Here is a 17,993-nt window from a genome sequence, read left to right as displayed (position 1 = left end):
CTGATTCAGCCTAAACGTCCTTCGCATCACGCAGCGAAACCCAGGCATAGGCGATCATCACGACACAGGCCGCGCCCGCGACGAGATAGGGGAGGGAGTGCTGTGCCTCGTACAGGCCGACGCCGATCGAGGGCCCCAGTACGAAGCTCGCGCCGTTGATCGACGTCACCTTGCCCGCGACCGAGCCTTGTGCGCTTGCACCGACCGCCAGCGAAGAGCCCGCCGTGAACCCCGGTCGCGTGAAGCCGAAGCCAAGGCTCGCCAGCGCATAGGCGGTCGCGATCGTGTAAAGCGACGTGGCGATGCCGGTCAGCGCTGTGCCGACGGCCGCGAGTACGAGACCGGTCAGCACGAGTTGCCGCGGGGTCATGTTGAGGCGCGGGATGATGCCCCATTGCGCGAGCAGCGCGGCGCCTGCGCCCATCATCAGGACGATGCCGGTCGGCTCCAGCGCGAGGGCGGGGGCGAGGTGGAGGCGGTCGATCACTAGGAAGCCGATCGCCTGCCCCGTCATCGCCTGCGCGTGGCCCATCACCAACCCGGCGATCATCCACGCGCGGATGCGGGGATCGGTATACCCCACATGCTCGACATGCGATCCGGTCGCGGCGGCAACCGACGCGCCGGTCGGGGCGCCGCCGATCGAGGGATAGGCCGAACTCGCGCCGTGCGTCTCGTGCGGGGCGACGATCTTGTCGTCGGGCAGCATCCGCCGCACCGTGATCCAAACCGCCACGCCGAACACCGCGAACAGGAACGCGGGGCCGGCGAGCCCGATCTCGACCCCGCCGATCGAGCCGAGGATCAAATACGGCGCGATCGCCGGCCCCAATATGGTGCCGAGCCCGAATGCCGAGGCGAGCAATGTCAGCGCCTTCGTCCGCTCCTCGCGCGTCGTCTCGCCGGCGACGAGCGCCTGCACGGCCGGCGGTGCGGCCGCGCCGAACGTGCCGTAGATCAGCCGGCCGCCGATGAAGCACAGGAACGCGGTCGTGCCGCCGATCCAGGCGTTGATCCCGGCCAGCAGGAACACGCCGCACAAGGTCAGCGACACGCTGAACCCACCGACACCGAGCAGGATCATCGCGCGCCGGCCGTGCTTGTCAGACCGGTTCGCCCAGAACGGCGCGGCGATCACCCACAGCAACGCCGAGACCGAGAACGCCGCGGCGACCGCGCTATCGGCCACCCCGAGCGACCGCCCGAGTGCCGGCAGGACCGATTGCAGTGCTGTATTCCCCGCGGCGATCGTCAGCATCACGAGGAACATCAGCGCGAAGCGGCGGTCGATCTTCGGGCCGTCCGTCGATGCACCGGTCATGCTCGTGTCCAGTGATAGGCGCGCTCGATCCGCGCGACGTTGACCGAATAGCTATCGTACCAGAGCGCTCGCCCGAACTCGCGAATCGCAGTGTGCTCGGGATGGTCGCGCCACGCGATCGCCGCGGCGTCGTCCGCCCAATAGCTGACGGTGATCCCCATACCGCCCGCCTCGCGCGCGCTGTCGACGCCGCGATAGCCAGGCTGAGCCGCGGCTAGCGCGTCCATAGCCATGGCGGCCTCGCCATAGCCGGCGGCGTCCGCGTCGTTACGGATCGACACGAAAATAACCGCAATCTGTCCTGCCCGATCGTCGTTCATGATCCGTGCTTAAGCGATGCCGTACGCTTGGCAAAGCTGCCAGAACCACTTGGCGCAGCACGACTTCCGCTTCGGTTCGTCGCCCGATGCAACCTGCGGCCCTTGAAACGCGTTCGGAATTCGTGCGACGGGAGGGCCAAAGCCTCGCCAGCGTGCGGGACCCCTGACCGTAAGGAACGCGATGCCCAGTTCGACCACCGCCACCCGGCGTGCACGCAGCCGACCAGCCGGCGTGCCGTCCCCGTGGCAGATGTTCTTTTCAGGGTTCCTGAAACACCCGGTGATGGTCGGCTCGATCGTGCCGTCGTCGGACAAGCTGATCCGCAAGATGCTCGGTCCGGTGGACTGGGCGAACTGCAAGCTGTTCGTCGAATATGGCCCAGGCGTCGGCACGTTCTGTCGCCCGATCCTCGACCGGATGGCGTCCGACGCCAAGCTGGTGGTGATCGATACGAACCCCGAATTCATCCAGTATCTGCGCCACACGATCACCGATCCGCGGTTCTTTGCGGTGCTGGGATCGGCCGACGAGGTCGAGACGATCGTCGCCGACCATGGTTTCGAAAAGGCGGACTACGTGCTGTCCGGCTTGCCCTTCTCGACGCTGCCCCCCGGTGTCGGCCCTGCGATCGCGGCTGCGACGCACTCGGTCCTGCGAACCGGCGGTGCGTTCCTGGTCTATCAGTTCTCACCCAAGGTGAAGGATTTCCTGACCCCACATTTCCAGTCGATCGACCACGACATGGAGTGGTGGAACGTGCCGCCGGCGCAATTGTATTGGGCGTGGAAGGACTGACGCAGGCGCGGCCACGCCCGCGCCGATGCGCAAAGCGCAGCGTCAGGCCCGGCCGGCGGGTCGGCTAAGATAGCCGAACCCGTCCGACGGCGGCTTTGCCGTCGGCGCTGGTGTAACTCATCCCAACTTGTCCTTCGATACGCCAGCTCGATACGGCGCTTCGCACCTACTCGATGGCTACTCAGGATGAATGGGGAGGGCTACTCGTCGATCCCGAAGTTCAGCCCGCGCGACAAGCTCGGGTCGACCACCGCCACCACGAAATACGCCCCGAGCTGTTTGATACGCTGCATCCAGCCGGTGTTCGCCTGGTACAGTTCCTTGGTCACCTCGACCGACTTTGCCACTTCACCATCGATATACCCGCGGACATGCGCAGCGAACGCCGCATCCTCGATCCGCAGCATCAGTTCGAGATTGATGAACAGGCTGCGCATGTCGAAGTTCGCCGAGCCGATATGGACGGCGTCGTCGATCACGTAGAGCTTCGTATGCAGCTTGGTCGGCTGATACTCGAACAGCCGCACGCCCTTCCGCAATAGCCCCGCATAGGTGAACCGCGCCGCCGCGATCGTCGCGTTGTTGTCCGATTTGCTGGCGGTGACGACCCGGACCTCGGCCTGCCGCCGCCCGGCCTTATCAAGCCGACGCAGCAGCGCGGGGCTAGGCGTGAAATACCCGGCGATAATATCGATCCGCCGCCCGCGTCGCATGTCGTCGCGCACCGCACGTGCCCAGGGCGACAGCTTCCGCGTCGGTCCACCGATCAGCCAGCGGGTTGCGCCCTTGGTCTCGCTCCAATGAGACAGCGCCGCGTTCAGCCGCCGCAGCTTGCCCTTCGGCTCATGGATCCACTCCTTCAGCGCATCGAAATAGCCGGCCAGCCGCCCCGCCGCCGGACCCTCGACCAGCAAACCTAGGTCGCGCCACGCCTGCTCGGCGGCGGTCCCGAAATAATCGTCCTCGATGTTGAAGCCGCCGATGATGATCCGCTTTTCGTCGGCGAGCGCGAGCTTCTGGTGGTTGCGCAGCAGATAGCGGCGGCCGAACCGTGCCGAGAACCGGCATACCGACACGTTGGCGGCTTCGAGCGGTTCGAAGAAGGCGTGTGGGGCATCGTCGCTACCGAACCCGTCGACGATCAGCGCGACCTCGACCCCACGCTTGGCGGCGGCGATGAGCGCAGCGTTGACGCGCTTTCCGGACTCGTCGTCGGCGTAGATGTAATAGAGGATGCGCAGGGTTCGCTCGGCGCCGTCGATCAGCGCGAGCACCGCGTCCAGCCGGCGGGGGCCGGTATCGAGCAGCGTCATCTGGTTGCCGTCGACGCTGAAAGTCGGCTGGTCTGCTGGATCTTCCATGGCAGCCTGATGGACATGGCGGGCACCGGAGGCAAGCCAAGGCGCATTTCTTGACTTTGCAGGCCACTCCCCGTAGGCGACGCATTCTCATTCTATCGTTGTTACGAAGGAAGCCGCATGGCGCGCGTTACCGTCGAGGATTGTGTCGACAAGATCCCCAACCGGTTCGACCTGGTGTTGTTCGCGGCCCAGCGTGCGCGCCAGATCTCGGGTGGTGCCGAACTGACGCTCGACCGCGACCGCGACAAGAACCCGGTCGTCGCGCTGCGCGAGATCGCAGACGAGAACGTCAAGCCGGCGCATCTCAAGGAACAGGTCATCCAGGGCCTGCAGAAGGTTCGCGTCGACGACGACGACGAGGTCGATGCCGTGGGCAGCCTGGCTGCTTCGGCCGAGGCACTGCGGCTTACTGCTGCTGCGCCGCCGCGGAACCAGAATCTCGGGGCTGATTACGAGGGTTGAGGCAGGGGATTAGCGAAAGCTAATCCGCGGCTTGGCCGAAACCCCGGCCGGCGGGCATAGCCCGACCGACGACGCGGCTTTGCCGCGGCGCGCGAAATAGAGAGAGCCCGTGGACCCAAGTCCGCGGGCTTTTTCTATACCCTCCCTCTGAAGGTGAGAGGGAAGGGGCTTGCGGCGTTTGCCGTGGGAAGGGTGAGGGCACATGCTTCAGGCAGACCGTCGAACCACGACCCCTCCTTGTTCTCCCGCGAAGGCGGGAGCCCAGTCTGGATCCCCGCCTTCGCGGGGAAACAGTCTCAGCCGTGACGCTTCGGTATCACCCTGAGGTACAGCGCCGCGGCAAAGCCGCGTCGTCAGTCGTTGCTGCGCAACGCTGACCGACCCTTAAACCCCTGCGCAACAACAAACCACTCGACCGAGCCCTTGCGACTTGCCGGCGGCTTGGCATGCTTCACAGTCTTGAAGTTCCGCTTCATCTCCGCGACCAGCTCGGAATCCGCACCACCCGCGAACACCTTCGACACGAACGTCCCGCCCGGCTCCAGCACCTCGCACGCAAAGTGCAGCGCCGTCTCGACCAGCGCCATCGTCCGCAACGCGTCGGTCTGTGGATGCCCGACCGTGTTCGCCGCCATATCCGACAGCACCAAGTCCGGCGCGCCGCCCAGCGCCTCGATCAGCTTGCCAGGGGCCGCATCGTCGAGGAAATCCATCTCGAAGATCGTCACGCCCTCGATCGGATCGACCGGTAGCAGGTCGATGCCGACGACAGTCGCCTTGGGTATCCGCCGCCGGATCACCTGCGCCCAGCCACCCGGCGCGAGGCCGAGATCGACCACGCGCTTCGACCCGCGGATCAACTCGAACCGCTCGTCGAGCTCGATCAGCTTGTACGCCGCGCGGCTACGATACCCGTCAGCCTTGGCACGCTTCACATACGGATCGTTCAGCTGCCGCTCCAGCCAGCGCGTCGACTGCGCGGTCCGCTTCCGCGCGGTAAGCACGCGGACATGACCGCCGGAACCACCGCGGCTCATGCCACCGCTCCCGTGGCTTTGCCGGGCTTGGGCGAACCCATCAGTCCGCGCAGGATACCCTCGCGAATGCCGCGGTCGGCGATGCCGAGCCGTTCGGCGGGCCACAAATCCATGATCGTCTCCAGAATGGCACAGCCCGCGACCACCAGGTCGGCGCGCTCGTTGCCGATGCACGGCAGCTTGGCGCGCTCCGTGATCGACATATGGGAAAGGTCGGCGCTGATCTTCCGCATCGCCGAGGCGGGCACGATCAGCCCATCGACCACCGAGCGGTCGTAATGGCTGAGTCCGAGATGCACGCTGCCTAGCGTCGTCACCGTGCCGCTGGTGCCGAGCAAACGCGGCCGCTCGATATGCCGGGGCAGGCGGGCTGCAAACCCCGCGAAACTGTCGGCAACGACCTGACGCATCTTCGCATACGCGGCACGACGGCCGCCTTCGCCCTCACCGCCGCCGGCATGCTCGGTCAGCGAGACCACGCCCCACGGCGCCGAATGCCAGTCGAGCACGGTCGGGATCGGCGTCGAGGTATCGACCAGCACGAGCTCGGTTGATCCGCCACCGATATCGAACACAAGCGCGGGATCCTCCCCGGGCTCGATCAGCGCATGGCAGCCGAGCACCGCCAGCCGCGCCTCTTCCTCGGCGGAAATGATGTCGAGATGGATGCCCGTCTCGGCGAGCGCGCGCGCGATGAACGCAGGCCCGTTCGACGCCTGCCGACACGCCTCCGTCGCGACCGATCGCGCCAACGTGACGTTGCGCCGCTGGAGCTTGTCCGAACACACGCGCAAGGCAGCGATCGTCCGCTCGATCGCCGCATCGCTCAGCTTGCCGGTCGAAGCCAATCCCTCGCCCAGCCGGACGATTCGCGAGAACGCATCAATCACCGCGAAGCCGCCAGCCTGCGGCCGTGCGATCAGCAATCTGCAATTGTTGGTGCCAAGATCCAGCGCGGCAAACGCCTGCGCATCGGCCCACCGCCCACGAGAGGGCCGGGTCGCCGCCGGACGGGCAGGACTACCCTGCCGGAACGGCATTCGGGCGGAAACATCCCCCATCGCCGTAAAACTCGCTATCTATGTCTGCCGCCGCGGGAAAATACCCGCCCGGTGCTTGGATGCGAATGTAGCGCGGCGGCGCGATTACGCAAGCGAAGTGGCGAAACGGCAACATCTTGGCGTTGACAGCCTTGGCGGCCCCTCGTAGAGCCCGCCCTCGCTGATGCCCCGTCGTCTAATGGTAAGACTGCGGTTTCTGATACCGCCTATTGAGGTTCGAATCCTCACGGGGCATCCAGCGCCTCCCGCCTGAGCGGTCGAGGCAATTCCAAAGCAACGACGAGTTCAATTAGTACCTTGGCGCTTGATGATCTCTGCGTGCGTCGACCGGCCACTCGGTCGGGTAAGCGCCGTCTTGCACTCGGTCGAGTTAGGCGACACGGAAGCCGCTTGCCCGGATTCGCTTCGGGACATGAATCCGCCGGCCACGATGCAAGACGCAGTCGCCATGCTTCACGCCGCCTTAGTGCCAAGAAACTTGCCCACTGAGGCCAAAGCCAGGGGCTCAGATCGGCTAAAACGCTCTCAGCCAGCGTCACCGATAAGGCGGTATCCTCTGTTCGACGTCGTTACTTTCACATTCTTGGGGCGCTGATATCCTCGCGTTCATTCCCTTGCGTCGCGCAGCTCTTCCAACTGAACCAGTCTTACCGGATCGTCGGCTGCGAGCGCCTCTTCGAGATAAAAGTTGTGCGCTATATCTCGCACCACCCCCTGCGCCTCGCCGCTATATTCCTCGGCGATTATGGCGAAAGCGTCGATCAGTTCACGTAGAAAATCTTTATCTAAATTTTCGAGCTGGTCCGCTAGCGCTTCCATCATCGTGACGGCCGTATCAAGGTTTAGCTCCTCTTCCTCGGTCAGCTCAAGAAAAACGACATAATCCGCAATGATGTGCGCGATCTGGGTAACTATCATGGTTTGACTACCCTTACCTTGATGTTGGTGACGTTCATCCTCTTTAGGAGCTTGAGGGCCTTAATCTTCTGCACAGGAGTAGGAACTTCCCATACTCCAATAAGGCGATGTTGTGCCAAGACTTCCGATTGTCGCAAAATCTGGGACCGTGCACGTGGTGCGGTGACTATTTTCCATTTCCGGTCGATCACGTAATCGCCCTGGATTCCGTCGAACTTTACGGGTCGCTTTGAGCTGTCCGGCATCGTTCGTATCAACGTCGGCGCTTGACCGGGGCGCGAGCCAACCGCAGTATCGTTATACGTTTTCCAGGGTTTGTTGGACGTGACAGTCTCCTTCACCCAGCCAATCTGTGGCGGATCGTAGGTCGTGCGCGGCCTTGCCATGCGCACGCTGCGAAGTGCCGAAACCTTGGAGAGCACCGCCCCAGGTGCGACCGCCAGAGCAATGTTTCCAGCGACTGATCCCGTGGCGCGACCGATCTCGCGGGCCGAGGCGTTGTCGACCGCGGCTGCCGCGCGCGTAAGCTGGGCACGAGCTGGCGTATCTTCGGCAGCGATCGCAGTGTCGATCATGCCCGCTATCCCGCGGCCGGCGTTGCGAACGGTGGTGACCGGATTTGTCGTCAGCGCAGCACGGACGCCAGTCACCGTTCCCGCGCCGACATCGTAAAGCCCCTGACCGACTCCACCAACGAATTCGCCGACAGGGTTCGACTGGCTACCAGGCGGCATCCCCGGAGCGCGCGGGGCCGGCATTCCGACCGACCCGCGCTCTAATGATCTCTGGCCAACTCCCGCTAGCGGTCTCGCCTCCGGCACTTTGGCTTTCGGGTGCGCCGCAGTCCGCGACCCGATTCTTGGAGCGCGACCGACATGGGAGGACGTGCGACCGTTCCCGGCGTTAGTCGTATCGCCGTTGCTCGATCCATCATGGCGTCCCGCGCCTGCGAAGGTAAACTGGCCGTCCGCCAGATCATGCCATGGATTATATTTGAGTTCGAGACCGTCAGGGCCCAGCGCCGATGGCACCTTACCCGTTCGCAACCACCGCGAGAACGCGTTCCGCTCGCTACTGCCTGATGCCTGGACCATGCCATCCCCCGCTGTCTTTGCGGTGAGAACATCTGAGCAACATTGTCCTACAAGTCAAGCGCGGCACCCAGTGATGCGCAGCTTGATCGTCTATAAGGCGCAATGCTTATAGTGTGGTGCCCGGAAGAGGACTCGAACCTCCACGACCTTGCGATCGCCAGCACCTGAAGCTGGTGCGTCTACCAATTCCGCCATCCGGGCACGGGGTAGGAGGGCGCCTCTAGGGGAGGGTCGCGATGCTTGTCAACAACCCTATCGCTGGGGCAAGGGGTTATTCGTGATTGGCAGGCAAAACAAAGTGGACGGACGCGCGATGAACGACAAACTGGTGACGCTGATCGGGGGCGGCGGTTTCGTCGGCCGCTATGTCGCACAGGCGCTGCTGGCGACGGGCGCACGCGTCCGCATCGCGCAGCGCGATCCACGGCAGGCGTTCTTCCTGAAACCGCTCGGCGGGCTCGGCCAGACGCAGTTCGTCGGTGCCGACGTCACCAAGCCCGAGACGATCGCGCATGCGGTGCACGGGTCGGACGTGGTGGTGAATCTGGTCGGCGTGCTCGCGGGCGATTTCCAGCGCGTTCAGGCACTTGGCGCGCAGATCGTAGCGCAGGCGGCGGCGAAGGCCGGCGTAGGCGCGCTTGTGCACGTCTCGGCGATCGGCGCGGACCGAGAGTCTGCCTCCGCGTACGGCAAGTCGAAGGGGCAGGGCGAGGCAGCCGTGCTCGAGGCGTTCCCCAACGCGACGATCCTGCGGCCGTCGATCGTGTTCGGCCAGGAAGACCAGTTCGTGAACCGCTTCGCCGGCATGATCGCCAAGGCACCGGTGGTTCCGGTGCTGCGCGCAGGCGCGAAGTTCCAACCGGTGTTCGTCGGCAACGTGGCGGACGCTGTGGTCGCAGCGGCGTCCGATCCCGAGGTGTTCGGCGGCAAGACCTTCGAGCTCGGCGGGCCCGACATCATCACGATGGGCAATCTCATCCGCTGGATCGCCAAGACAATCGGTCGCAACCCTTCGATCGTCGAGCTGCCGGACTTTGCCGGGGCGCTGATCGCCAAGGGCGGCTTCCTGCCCGGTGCGCCGATCACCAAGGACCAGTGGACGATGCTGCAGACCGACAATATCGTCACCGGAACCGATGGCCTCGCCGCGTTCGGGATCGAGGCGACGCCGCTGTCGACGGTGGCGCCGGGCTGGCTGGTGCGGTTCCGCAAGGCTGGGCGGTTCGGCCGTCGCGCCGAGACGCATGCGGAAGTCCATGTCGCCTGATCGTTCGCGTGCTACGTACTCCTGAGACTGCCTTGATCTACCGCGCCGGAGCTCCCGCTTGACCGAACTTCTCACCGTCATCCTCCTCGGCATCGTCGAGGGGATTACCGAATTCCTGCCTGTCTCCTCTACCGGGCATTTGATCCTCGCGACGCGGTTGCTCGGCTATGACGCAGGGCGCTGGGAGGTGTTCAACGTCGTGATCCAGCTCGGCGCGATCCTGGCGATTGTCGTGCTGTACTGGCGAACGTTCTGGGCGGTCGGCATGGGGCTGTTGAAGCGTGAGCCGAAATCCTGGCTGTTCCTGCGCAACCTTGTGGTCGCGTTCATTCCGGCGGCGGTGATCGGCCTTGCGCTGCACAAGTATATCGAGGCACTGCTCGGGAATGCGGAGGTCGTCGCGATCGCGCTGATCGTCGGCGGCTTCGCGATCCTCGCGGTCGAGCGGTTCGCGCCGCGCAGCGACATCAGCGGCGTCGCGGACATTCCGCTGAAGACCGTGATCGGCATCGGCTTCCTCCAGTGCCTCGCGATGGTCCCCGGCGTCAGCCGCTCCGGTGCGACGATTCTCGGCGCGTTGGCTCTGGGTGTCGAGCGGCGCACTGCGGCAGAGTTCAGCTTTTTTCTCGCCATCCCGACGATGCTGGGGGCAAGCGCGCTCGAACTGCTAAAGAACCGCGATGCGATCGCGAGCGGCGGCGGGGTCGGGCTTGGCGCGATCGCGATCGGCGCTGCGGTGTCGTTCATCGTCGCGCTGCTGGTGGTGAAGTGGTTCGTCGGGATCGTCACCAAGCACGGGTTCGTGCCTTTTGCCTGGTACCGGGTAGCTGCCGGCTCGGCTGCGCTGGTCTGGCTGCTCAGCAAGTAGGTCCGTTTCGGTATAAATAAGCCTTGTTGAGAATTGTTCTTACATATCTTCGCCGATTTGATCGAAAAATATGGCAGTCATGCTGACATACTGGTCGATTTGACGGTGACAAGCTTCCGATGGCGCAATAACGCGGCTGTCGGAGGCATGTATGGCGAACGATTCGATGCTAAAGTTTGTCGGGCGGGAGCAATCCTATCCGGCAAAGCGCACCGCGGATGAGCGGCAGGAGGATTTCCGTGAGATCGCGCAGCGATACGCGGTTCAACCCGCCGAGGAGCAGGCCGGACGCTGTTCGCAGTGCGGCGTGCCCTATTGTTCGGTGCACTGCCCGCTGCACAACCACATCCCCGATTGGCTCCGGTTAACCGCGGAAGGGCGCCTCCGCGAGGCGTACGAACTCAGCAACGCGACCTCGACGATGCCCGAGATCTGCGGCCGGATCTGCCCGCAGGACCGGCTGTGCGAAGGCAATTGCGTCATCGAATTCACTGGGCATGGCGCGGTCACGATCGGCTCGGTCGAGAAGTTCATCACCGATACCGCCTGGGAAAATGGCTGGGTCGAGCCGCTGGTCCCCGGCAAATCGCGCGGCCAGTCGGTCGGCGTGATCGGTGCCGGTCCGGCGGGCCTGACGGCGGCGGAATATCTGCGCGGGCATGGCTATGACGTGCATGTCTATGATCGCTACGACCGCGCGGGCGGGCTGCTCACCTATGGAATCCCCGGCTTCAAGCTCGAAAAGCCGATCGTCATGCGGCGCGTCGAGCGTCTCAAGGCCGCCGGCATCGTCTTCCACGAAGGCTTCGCGGTCGGCGACGACGCGAGCCTCGACGATCTGCGTCAGCGCCACGACGCGATCCTGATCGCGACCGGCGTCTACAAGGCGCGCGCGATGGACCTGCCGGGTGGCGGATCGAACGGCGTGGTCGCGGCACTCGACTTCCTTGTCGCCTCGAACCGCAAGGGCTTCGGTGACGCCGTCCCCGCGTTCGACGACGGCAGCCTCAATGCGGAGGGCAAGGACGTGGTCGTGATCGGCGGCGGCGATACCGCGATGGACTGCGTCCGTACCGCGATCCGCCAGGGCGCCAAGTCGGTGAAGTGCCTCTACCGCCGCGACCGCGCCAACATGCCCGGATCGCAGCGCGAAGTCGCCAACGCCGAGGAAGAAGGCGTCGAGTTCGTTTGGCTTTCAGGCCCGCAAAGCTTCGACGGCGGTGACGTCGTGTCGAGCGTCAAGGTGCGGAAGATGCGTCTCGGCGCCCCCGACGCGAGCGGCCGCCGCGCGCCCGAACCCGATCCCGCCGGCGACTATTCGGTCGATGCCGATCTCGTCATCAAGGCGCTCGGCTTCGACGCCGAGGACCTGCCGACGCTGTTCGCCACACCGGAACTGGGCGTGAGCCGCTGGGGCACCGTGCTGGTCGACGGCAAGACGCTGATGACCTCGCTCGACGGCGTGTTCGCAGCGGGCGACATCGTCCGCGGCGCAAGCCTCGTCGTCTGGGCGATTCGCGACGGCCGCGACGTCGCCGCGACGATGCACAAATGGCTGAAGACCAAGGCGGCGAACGCGAAGGTCGCGGCATGAGCAACGAACAGGGTTTTCCGATGATTGATCAACGCGCCCGTCTCGCCGCTGAAGGCATGTATCGCCCCGAATTCGAGGGCGACGCGTGCGGCGTAGGCCTCGTCGCCGCCACCGATGGCCGTGCGTCGCGCCGTGTAGTGCAGTCCGCGGTCGATGCGCTCAAAGCCGTGTGGCATCGCGGTGCGGTCGATGCCGACGGCAAGACCGGTGACGGCGCAGGCCTGCACATCGACCTGCCGCTGCGCTTCTTCGACGATGCGGTAGCAGCCTCCGGACACAAGGTCCGGCCGAACCGTCTCGCGGTCGGCATGATCTTCCTGCCGCGCACCGATCTCGGCGCGCAGGAGGATTGCCGGACGATCGTCGAGAGCGCGATCATCGAGGCGGGTTACACCATCTATGGCTGGCGGCAGGTGCCGGTCGACGTCTCGGTGATCGGTCAGAAGGCGCAGGCGACGCGTCCCGAGATCGAGCAGATCATGATCGCCGGGCCCTTGCCCGAGGAGCAGGACGCCGCCGAGTTCGAGAAGACGCTGTATCTCGTCCGCCGCCGGATCGAGAAGCGCGTCATCGCGGCGCAGATCCAGGGCTTCTACATCTGCTCGCTGTCGTGCCGCTCGATCATCTACAAGGGGCTCTTCCTCGCCGAATCGCTGTCGGTCTTCTACCCGGACCTGTGCGACCAGCGCTTCGAAAGCCGCGTCGCGATCTTCCATCAGCGCTATTCGACCAACACCTTCCCGCAATGGTGGCTGGCGCAACCGTTCCGCTGCCTTGCGCATAACGGCGAGATCAACACGATCCGCGGCAACAAGAACTGGATGCTCAGCCACGAGATCCGCATGGCGAGCCTCGCGTTCGGCGATAATTCTGAGGACATCAAGCCGGTGATCCCGGCGGGCGCATCCGACACCGCTGCATTGGATGCGGTGTTCGAGGCGATCTGCCGCTCGGGCCGTGATGCGCCGACCGCCAAGCTGATGCTCGTCCCCGAAGCCGCCAGCCCGGACATGCCGGCCGAGCATACCGCGATGTACCAGTATCTCGCGTCGGTGATGGAGCCATGGGACGGACCCGCCGCGCTCGCGATGACCGATGGCCGCTGGGCAGTCGCCGGCATGGACCGCAACGCGCTGCGTCCGCTGCGCTACACGCTGACCTCCGACGGTCTGCTGATCGTCGGGTCGGAGAGCGGCATGGTCGTCGTTCCCGAATCCACGATTGTTGCCAAGGGTCGCCTCGGACCGGGCGAGATGATCGCGGTGGACCTTGAAGAGGGCATCCTGTTGCAGGATCGCGCGGTCAAGGATCGCATCTCGGGCGAGGCGGACTATGCCGCGATGATCGGCGAATTCCACACGCTCGCCGACCTACCCTCGGTCGAGGACGCAATCGTTCGCTATGATCGCGCCGAGCTCGCACGTCGCCAGGTCGCCGCCGGCCAGACGATGGAGGACATGGAGCTGATCCTGTCGCCGATGGTCGAATCCGCCAAGGAAGCGATCGGATCGATGGGCGACGACACGCCGCTCGCCGTGATCTCGGACAAGCCGCGCCTCATCAGCCAGTTCTTCCGCCAGAACTTCTCGCAGGTGACAAACCCGCCGATCGATCCGTTGCGCGAGCGCCACGTGATGTCGCTCAAGACGCGGTTCGGCAATCTCGCCAACATCCTCGACGTCCGCGACCAGCGCGAGCGCGTGCTGGTGCTCGACTCGCCGGTGCTGACGGGCGAACATTGGTCGCGGCTGAAGGCGCATTTCGGTAACGCGGTCGCCGAGATCGACTGCACCTTCGACGTCGGCGGTGGCCCCGAAAAGCTGCGCGCGGCGATCCAGCGGATCCGCAACGAGGCGGAGCAGGCCGTCCGCCAGGGCAAGAGCGAGATCTTCCTCACGGACGAGGCGATCTCCGAAGACCGCGTCGGCATCGCCGGCGTGCTCGCGGTCGCCGCGGTGCACACGCACCTCGTCCGCCGCGGCCTGCGCTCCTATGCGTCGATCAACGTCCGCTCGGCCGAGTGCCTCGACACGCATTATTATGCCGTGCTGATCGGCGTCGGCGCGACCACCGTGAACGCGTATCTCGCCGAGGCCGCGATCGTCGATCGCCAGTCACGCGGGCTGTTCGGCGATCTCGACCTCGCAGAATGCCTCCGCCGCCACCGCGTCGCGGTCGAGGAGGGGCTGCTCAAGATCATGTCGAAGATGGGCATCGCGGTCATCTCGTCCTACCGCGGCGGCTATAATTTCGAGGCGGTCGGCCTCTCGCGCAGCCTGGTGAACGACCTGTTCCCCGGAATGCCCGCGAAGATCAGCGGTGAGGGCTATGCCTCGCTCCACGTCAACGCGACTGACCGGCACGAGGCGGCGTTCGATCCGGCAGTGGCGACGCTGCCGATCGGTGGCTTCTATCGCCAGCGTCACACCGGCGAGACGCACGCCTACTCTGCGCAGCTGATGCATCTGCTCCAGACCGCGGTCGCGACCGACAGCTACACGAGTTATCTGCAATTCTCGCGCGGCGTGTCCGACCTGCCGCCGGTGTACCTGCGCGATCTGCTCCAGTTCAACTTCCCCGCGGAGGGCGTGCCGGTCGACCAGGTCGAGGCGATCACCGAGATCCGCAAGCGCTTCGTGACGCCGGGCATGTCGCTCGGCGCGCTGTCGCCCGAAGCACACGAGACGCTGGCGATCGCGATGAACCGGATCGGTGCGAAGGCCGTCTCGGGCGAGGGCGGCGAGGACAAGTCGCGCTTCGTGCCGTACGCGAACGGCGACAACGCGAACTCGTCGATCAAGCAGGTCGCGAGCGGACGCTTCGGCGTGACGGCGGAATATCTGAACGCGTGCGAGGAGATTGAGGTCAAGGTCGCACAGGGCGCCAAGCCCGGCGAGGGCGGCCAGCTGCCCGGCTTCAAGGTCACCGAGTTCATCGCCAAGCTGCGTCATGCGACACCCGGCGTGACGCTGATCTCGCCGCCGCCGCATCACGACATCTACTCGATCGAGGATCTCGCCCAACTCATCTACGACCTGAAGCAGATCAATCCGCGCGCCCGCGTGTGCGTGAAGCTCGTCTCGTCGGCGGGCATCGGTACGGTCGCGGCGGGCGTGGCGAAGGCGCATGCCGACGTGATCCTGATCGCCGGCCATGTCGGCGGCACCGGCGCATCGCCGCAGACGTCGATCAAATATGCCGGCACGCCGTGGGAAATGGGCCTGTCGGAGGTCAACCAGGTGCTGACGCTCAACGGCCTGCGCGGGCGCGTGCGGTTGCGCACCGATGGCGGCCTCAAGACCGGTCGCGACATCGTCATCGCCGCGATCCTGGGCGCCGAGGAGTTCGGGATCGGCACGCTCAGCCTTGTCGCGATGGGCTGCATCATGGTGCGCCAGTGCCATTCGAACACGTGCCCGGTCGGCATCTGCACGCAAAACGATGCTCTTCGACAGAAGTTCGTCGGCACGCCCGAGAAGGTGATCAACCTGATGACCTTCATCGCCGAGGAAGTCCGCGACATCCTCGCGCGATTGGGCGTGAAGAGCCTCGACGACGTGATCGGCCGCACCGAATTGCTGCGGCAGGTCAGCCGCGGCGCGGAGCATCTCGACGATCTCGATCTCAACCCGATCCTGGCGAAGGTCGATGCCGACGATTCGCAGCGCCGGTTCAGCCTGTCGACGTTCCGCAACGAAGTCCCCGACAGCCTCGACGCGCAGATTATCAAGGACGCGTCCGCCGTGTTCTCGCGCGGCGAGAAGATGCAGCTGACCTATTCGGTGCGCAACACGCACCGCGCGGTGGGCACGCGGTTGTCGTCGGAGATCACGCGGAAGTTCGGCATGTCGACGCTCGCCGACAATCACGTGACGATCCGCTTGCGTGGGTCGGCGGGGCAGTCGCTCGGTGCGTTCCTGTGCAAGGGCATCACCTTGGAAGTGTTCGGCGATTCGAACGACTATGTCGGCAAGGGGCTCTCGGGCGGCACGATCATCGTCCGCCCGGCGGTAAGTTCACCGCTCGCGTCGCAGGACAACACGATCATCGGCAACACCGTGCTCTATGGCGCAACCTCGGGCCGGCTGTTCGCGGCAGGGCAGGCCGGCGAGCGCTTCGCGGTCCGCAACTCGGGCGCGACCGTCGTAGTCGAGGGCTGTGGCGCGAACGGCTGCGAGTACATGACCAACGGCATCGCAGTGGTGCTCGGCGCGGTCGGCGCGAACTTCGGCGCGGGGATGACCGGCGGGATGGCGTTCGTCTACGATCCCGACGGCGTCTTCGCGAAGCGCGCCAACCCGGAGAACATCACCTGGGACCGCGTGAAGTCGCTGCACTGGGCTGATGTGCTGCTCGACCTCGTGCGCGATCATGCCGACCACACCGACAGCAAATGGTCGAAGGGCCTGCTGGAAGATTGGGACCGGGTTGCTCCGCATTTCTGGCAGATCATCCCGAAGGAAATGCTGACGCGCCTGAGCCACCCGCTCGACGACAGCGCGGAACTGGTCGCTGCCGAGTAGAGCGACGCCAGACAAACACCACCCCGGCGAAGGCCGGGGCCCAATTGGGGGACGTCCCTAACGAAGGGCAGGGCTCCGTTACAGCGACCTTTCCAATTGGGCCCCGGCCTTCGCCGGGGAGGTGTAGTAAGTTGGTTTCGCGCAGAGGCGCGGAGGACGCGGAGGGGGTTCGCCCGGAACGGGCTGCTTGCACTCCAACGCGTGCTGTCGGAATGCTCGCTTCGCGACAAGCGCAACACCTCAGCGCTCTCTGCGCCTCCGCGCGAACAGAATCTTATCGCCACAAACGCCACGCCACCCAACCCGCGCTAGTGACACAGCCGCCCCCCACCGCCTAAACGGATGGCATGTGGCAGCTTTATCAATTCCCCCTGTGTCCCTTCTCGCGAAAGGTGCGCCTGCTGCTGGGCGAGAAGGGGGTCGGCTACGAACTGGTCCGCGAATCGCCCTGGGATCGCCGCGACGAGTTCATGGACATGAACCCCGCCGGCCAGACCCCGGTGATGGTCGACGCGTCGCGCGGCGTGGCACCGCTGATCGATTCGATGGCGATCTGCGAATTCTTCGAGGAGACCGTCGAGAAGGCGGCGATGATCAACGGCACCGCGACCAATCGCGCCGAGATCCGCCGGCTGGTCACGTGGTTCGACACGCATTTCTACCGCGACGTCACCGGACCGCTGCTCCACGAACGCATGGTCAAGCGCCTCGCGCACCGCACCGCGCCTGACGCGAAGGGCTTGCGCGAGGCGATGAAGGCCGCGGTCGGGCATCTCGACTATATGGATTACCTGCTCGATCACCGGAACTGGCTCGGCGGCGCGACGATGAGCCTCGCCGATCTTGCGGCAGCCGCGCAGATTTCGGTCACCGATTATCTCGGCGGGATCGACTGGAAGGGCCACGACCAGACCGCGCGCTGGTATCGCGGCTTCAAGAGCCGCCCGAGCTTTCGGCCGCTGCTGTCCGAACGGATGGAGCTGATCTCACCCCCGGCGCACTACGACAATGTCGATTTCTGAGGTGATCACGTTCGCGGACTTCGAGAAGGTCGACATCCGCGTCGGCACGATCGTCGAGGCCGAACCGTTTCCCGAAGCACGCAAACCCGCGATCAAGCTGCGGATCGATTTCGGCGCAGAGATCGGCGTAAAGCGCTCGTCCGCGCAGATTACCGAGCATTATACGCCTGAGACGTTGGTCGGGCGTCAGGTCGCTGCGGTCGTCAACTTCCCGCCGCGCCAGATCGGCCCGATGATGTCCGAAGTCCTGACGCTCGGCTTCCCCGATGCCGATGGGAAGGTCGTGCTGATCTCGCCGACCGGACACGTCCCGAACGGCGGGCGGCTGTTTTGAACCGTCCGGTCACAG

The 17,993-nt window shown here is 65.1% G+C and carries 15 protein-coding genes and 2 tRNA genes; 9 read left to right on the top strand and 8 right to left on the bottom strand.

Annotation, left to right across the window (positions count from 1 at the left end; all coding sequences use genetic code 11):
- Window positions 1-10 precede the first annotated feature (10 nt).
- Both ASE82_RS13125 and ASE82_RS13120 read right to left on the bottom strand, forming a co-directional pair.
- On the bottom strand, window positions 11-1,321 hold the full coding sequence (locus tag ASE82_RS13125) for an MFS transporter (protein WP_056064027.1): 1,311 nt from the start codon (window positions 1,319-1,321) through the stop codon (window positions 11-13).
- A complete protein-coding gene (locus ASE82_RS13120) occupies window positions 1,318-1,641 on the bottom strand; it encodes an antibiotic biosynthesis monooxygenase (protein ID WP_056064025.1) in 324 nt (107 codons plus the stop codon). The genes ASE82_RS13125 and ASE82_RS13120 overlap by 4 nt, the downstream gene beginning before the upstream one ends.
- Before the next feature lie 181 nt (window positions 1,642-1,822).
- Between ASE82_RS13120 and ASE82_RS13115 the strand changes: the two genes are divergently transcribed.
- The gene (locus tag ASE82_RS13115; RefSeq protein ID WP_056064022.1) at window positions 1,823-2,437 is read left to right on the top strand and encodes a class I SAM-dependent methyltransferase; all 615 of its coding nucleotides are present in this window, start codon (window positions 1,823-1,825) and stop codon (window positions 2,435-2,437) included.
- A gap of 200 nt (window positions 2,438-2,637) precedes the next feature.
- On the opposite strand, the gene ASE82_RS13110 is transcribed toward ASE82_RS13115, so the two are convergent.
- A complete protein-coding gene (locus ASE82_RS13110) occupies window positions 2,638-3,798 on the bottom strand; it encodes a phospholipase D-like domain-containing protein (protein WP_056064019.1) in 1,161 nt (386 codons plus the stop codon).
- 117 nt (window positions 3,799-3,915) lie between these two features.
- On the opposite strand from ASE82_RS13110, the gene rpoZ reads away from it, so the two are divergent.
- Complete coding sequence (gene rpoZ / locus ASE82_RS13105) at window positions 3,916-4,260, top strand: DNA-directed RNA polymerase subunit omega (RefSeq protein ID WP_055882033.1); 345 nt, start codon at window positions 3,916-3,918, stop codon at window positions 4,258-4,260.
- 353 nt (window positions 4,261-4,613) lie between these two features.
- On the opposite strand, the gene ASE82_RS13100 is transcribed toward rpoZ, so the two are convergent.
- On the bottom strand, window positions 4,614-5,297 hold the full coding sequence (locus tag ASE82_RS13100) for an RlmE family RNA methyltransferase (RefSeq protein WP_056064016.1): 684 nt from the start codon (window positions 5,295-5,297) through the stop codon (window positions 4,614-4,616).
- Window positions 5,294-6,337 (bottom strand): Ppx/GppA phosphatase family protein, encoded by a 1,044-nt coding sequence (locus ASE82_RS13095; RefSeq protein WP_056064013.1) that lies wholly within the window; start codon window positions 6,335-6,337, stop codon window positions 5,294-5,296. Before ASE82_RS13095 ends, ASE82_RS13100 begins: the two co-directional genes overlap by 4 nt.
- A gap of 185 nt (window positions 6,338-6,522) precedes the next feature.
- On the opposite strand from ASE82_RS13095, the gene ASE82_RS13090 reads away from it, so the two are divergent.
- Window positions 6,523-6,596 (top strand) — tRNA-Gln (locus ASE82_RS13090).
- A 368-nt stretch (window positions 6,597-6,964) separates the two neighbouring features.
- On the opposite strand, the gene ASE82_RS13085 is transcribed toward ASE82_RS13090, so the two are convergent.
- From ASE82_RS13085 to ASE82_RS13075, 3 genes are all read right to left on the bottom strand, one after another.
- Entirely contained in the window at window positions 6,965-7,276 is a 312-nt protein-coding gene (locus ASE82_RS13085) for a hypothetical protein (protein ID WP_056064010.1), read from the bottom strand.
- The gene (locus ASE82_RS13080) at window positions 7,273-7,851 is read right to left on the bottom strand and encodes a hypothetical protein (RefSeq protein WP_056064007.1); all 579 of its coding nucleotides are present in this window, start codon (window positions 7,849-7,851) and stop codon (window positions 7,273-7,275) included. The genes ASE82_RS13085 and ASE82_RS13080 overlap by 4 nt, the downstream gene beginning before the upstream one ends.
- A 633-nt stretch (window positions 7,852-8,484) precedes the next feature.
- Window positions 8,485-8,571, bottom strand: a tRNA-Leu gene (locus ASE82_RS13075).
- Between the two features lie 112 nt (window positions 8,572-8,683).
- On the opposite strand from ASE82_RS13075, the gene ASE82_RS13070 reads away from it, so the two are divergent.
- The 6 genes from ASE82_RS13070 to ASE82_RS13045 all read left to right on the top strand — a co-directional run bounded on the left by ASE82_RS13070 (window position 8,684) and on the right by ASE82_RS13045 (window position 17,978).
- A complete protein-coding gene (locus ASE82_RS13070; RefSeq protein ID WP_056064738.1) occupies window positions 8,684-9,637 on the top strand; it encodes a complex I NDUFA9 subunit family protein in 954 nt (317 codons plus the stop codon).
- Window positions 9,638-9,695: 58 nt separating this feature from the next.
- On the top strand, window positions 9,696-10,505 hold the full coding sequence (locus ASE82_RS13065; protein WP_056064003.1) for an undecaprenyl-diphosphate phosphatase: 810 nt from the start codon (window positions 9,696-9,698) through the stop codon (window positions 10,503-10,505).
- Between the two features lie 151 nt (window positions 10,506-10,656).
- Window positions 10,657-12,099: an NAD(P)-dependent oxidoreductase gene (locus ASE82_RS13060; protein ID WP_056064000.1), complete on the top strand. Its 1,443-nt coding sequence runs from the start codon at window positions 10,657-10,659 to the stop codon at window positions 12,097-12,099.
- A 20-nt stretch (window positions 12,100-12,119) separates the two neighbouring features.
- On the top strand, window positions 12,120-16,622 hold the full coding sequence (gltB, locus tag ASE82_RS13055; protein ID WP_200910725.1) for a glutamate synthase large subunit: 4,503 nt from the start codon (window positions 12,120-12,122) through the stop codon (window positions 16,620-16,622).
- Window positions 16,623-16,969: 347 nt separating this feature from the next.
- Window positions 16,970-17,644 carry a glutathione S-transferase family protein gene (locus tag ASE82_RS13050; protein ID WP_056054264.1) on the top strand — a complete coding sequence of 225 codons (675 nt, stop codon included), beginning with the start codon at window positions 16,970-16,972 and terminating at the stop codon, window positions 17,642-17,644.
- On the top strand, window positions 17,631-17,978 hold the full coding sequence (locus ASE82_RS13045) for a tRNA-binding protein (protein ID WP_056063997.1): 348 nt from the start codon (window positions 17,631-17,633) through the stop codon (window positions 17,976-17,978). The genes ASE82_RS13050 and ASE82_RS13045 overlap by 14 nt, the downstream gene beginning before the upstream one ends.
- Window positions 17,979-17,993 lie beyond the last annotated feature (15 nt).

The organism is Sphingomonas sp. Leaf230 (assembly GCF_001421745.1).
Lineage (GTDB): Bacteria > Pseudomonadota > Alphaproteobacteria > Sphingomonadales > Sphingomonadaceae > Sphingomonas.
The sequence above is the reverse complement of the archived record's forward strand: the minus strand, read 5'-3'. Positions and strand labels throughout refer to the sequence as shown.

Bases quoted from the DNA above. Each gene is read 5' to 3' on its own strand.
- ASE82_RS13080 (WP_056064007.1), bottom strand. From the start codon at position 7,851: ATGATCGACACTGCGATCGCTGCCGAAGATACGCCAGCTCGTGCCCAG.
- ASE82_RS13120 (WP_056064025.1), bottom strand. From the start codon at position 1,641: ATGAACGACGATCGGGCAGGACAGATTGCGGTTATTTTCGTGTCGATC.
- ASE82_RS13085 (WP_056064010.1), bottom strand. From the start codon at position 7,276: ATGATAGTTACCCAGATCGCGCACATCATTGCGGATTATGTCGTTTTT.
- ASE82_RS13110 (WP_056064019.1), bottom strand. From the start codon at position 3,798: ATGGAAGATCCAGCAGACCAGCCGACTTTCAGCGTCGACGGCAACCAG.
- ASE82_RS13100 (WP_056064016.1), bottom strand. From the start codon at position 5,297: ATGAGCCGCGGTGGTTCCGGCGGTCATGTCCGCGTGCTTACCGCGCGG.
- rpoZ (WP_055882033.1), top strand. From the start codon at position 3,916: ATGGCGCGCGTTACCGTCGAGGATTGTGTCGACAAGATCCCCAACCGG.
- ASE82_RS13050 (WP_056054264.1), top strand. From the start codon at position 16,970: ATGTGGCAGCTTTATCAATTCCCCCTGTGTCCCTTCTCGCGAAAGGTG.
- ASE82_RS13070 (WP_056064738.1), top strand. From the start codon at position 8,684: ATGAACGACAAACTGGTGACGCTGATCGGGGGCGGCGGTTTCGTCGGC.
- ASE82_RS13045 (WP_056063997.1), top strand. From the start codon at position 17,631: ATGTCGATTTCTGAGGTGATCACGTTCGCGGACTTCGAGAAGGTCGAC.
- ASE82_RS13060 (WP_056064000.1), top strand. From the start codon at position 10,657: ATGGCGAACGATTCGATGCTAAAGTTTGTCGGGCGGGAGCAATCCTAT.
- gltB (WP_200910725.1), top strand. From the start codon at position 12,120: ATGATTGATCAACGCGCCCGTCTCGCCGCTGAAGGCATGTATCGCCCC.
- ASE82_RS13095 (WP_056064013.1), bottom strand. From the start codon at position 6,337: ATGCCGTTCCGGCAGGGTAGTCCTGCCCGTCCGGCGGCGACCCGGCCC.
- ASE82_RS13115 (WP_056064022.1), top strand. From the start codon at position 1,823: ATGCCCAGTTCGACCACCGCCACCCGGCGTGCACGCAGCCGACCAGCC.
- ASE82_RS13125 (WP_056064027.1), bottom strand. From the start codon at position 1,321: ATGACCGGTGCATCGACGGACGGCCCGAAGATCGACCGCCGCTTCGCG.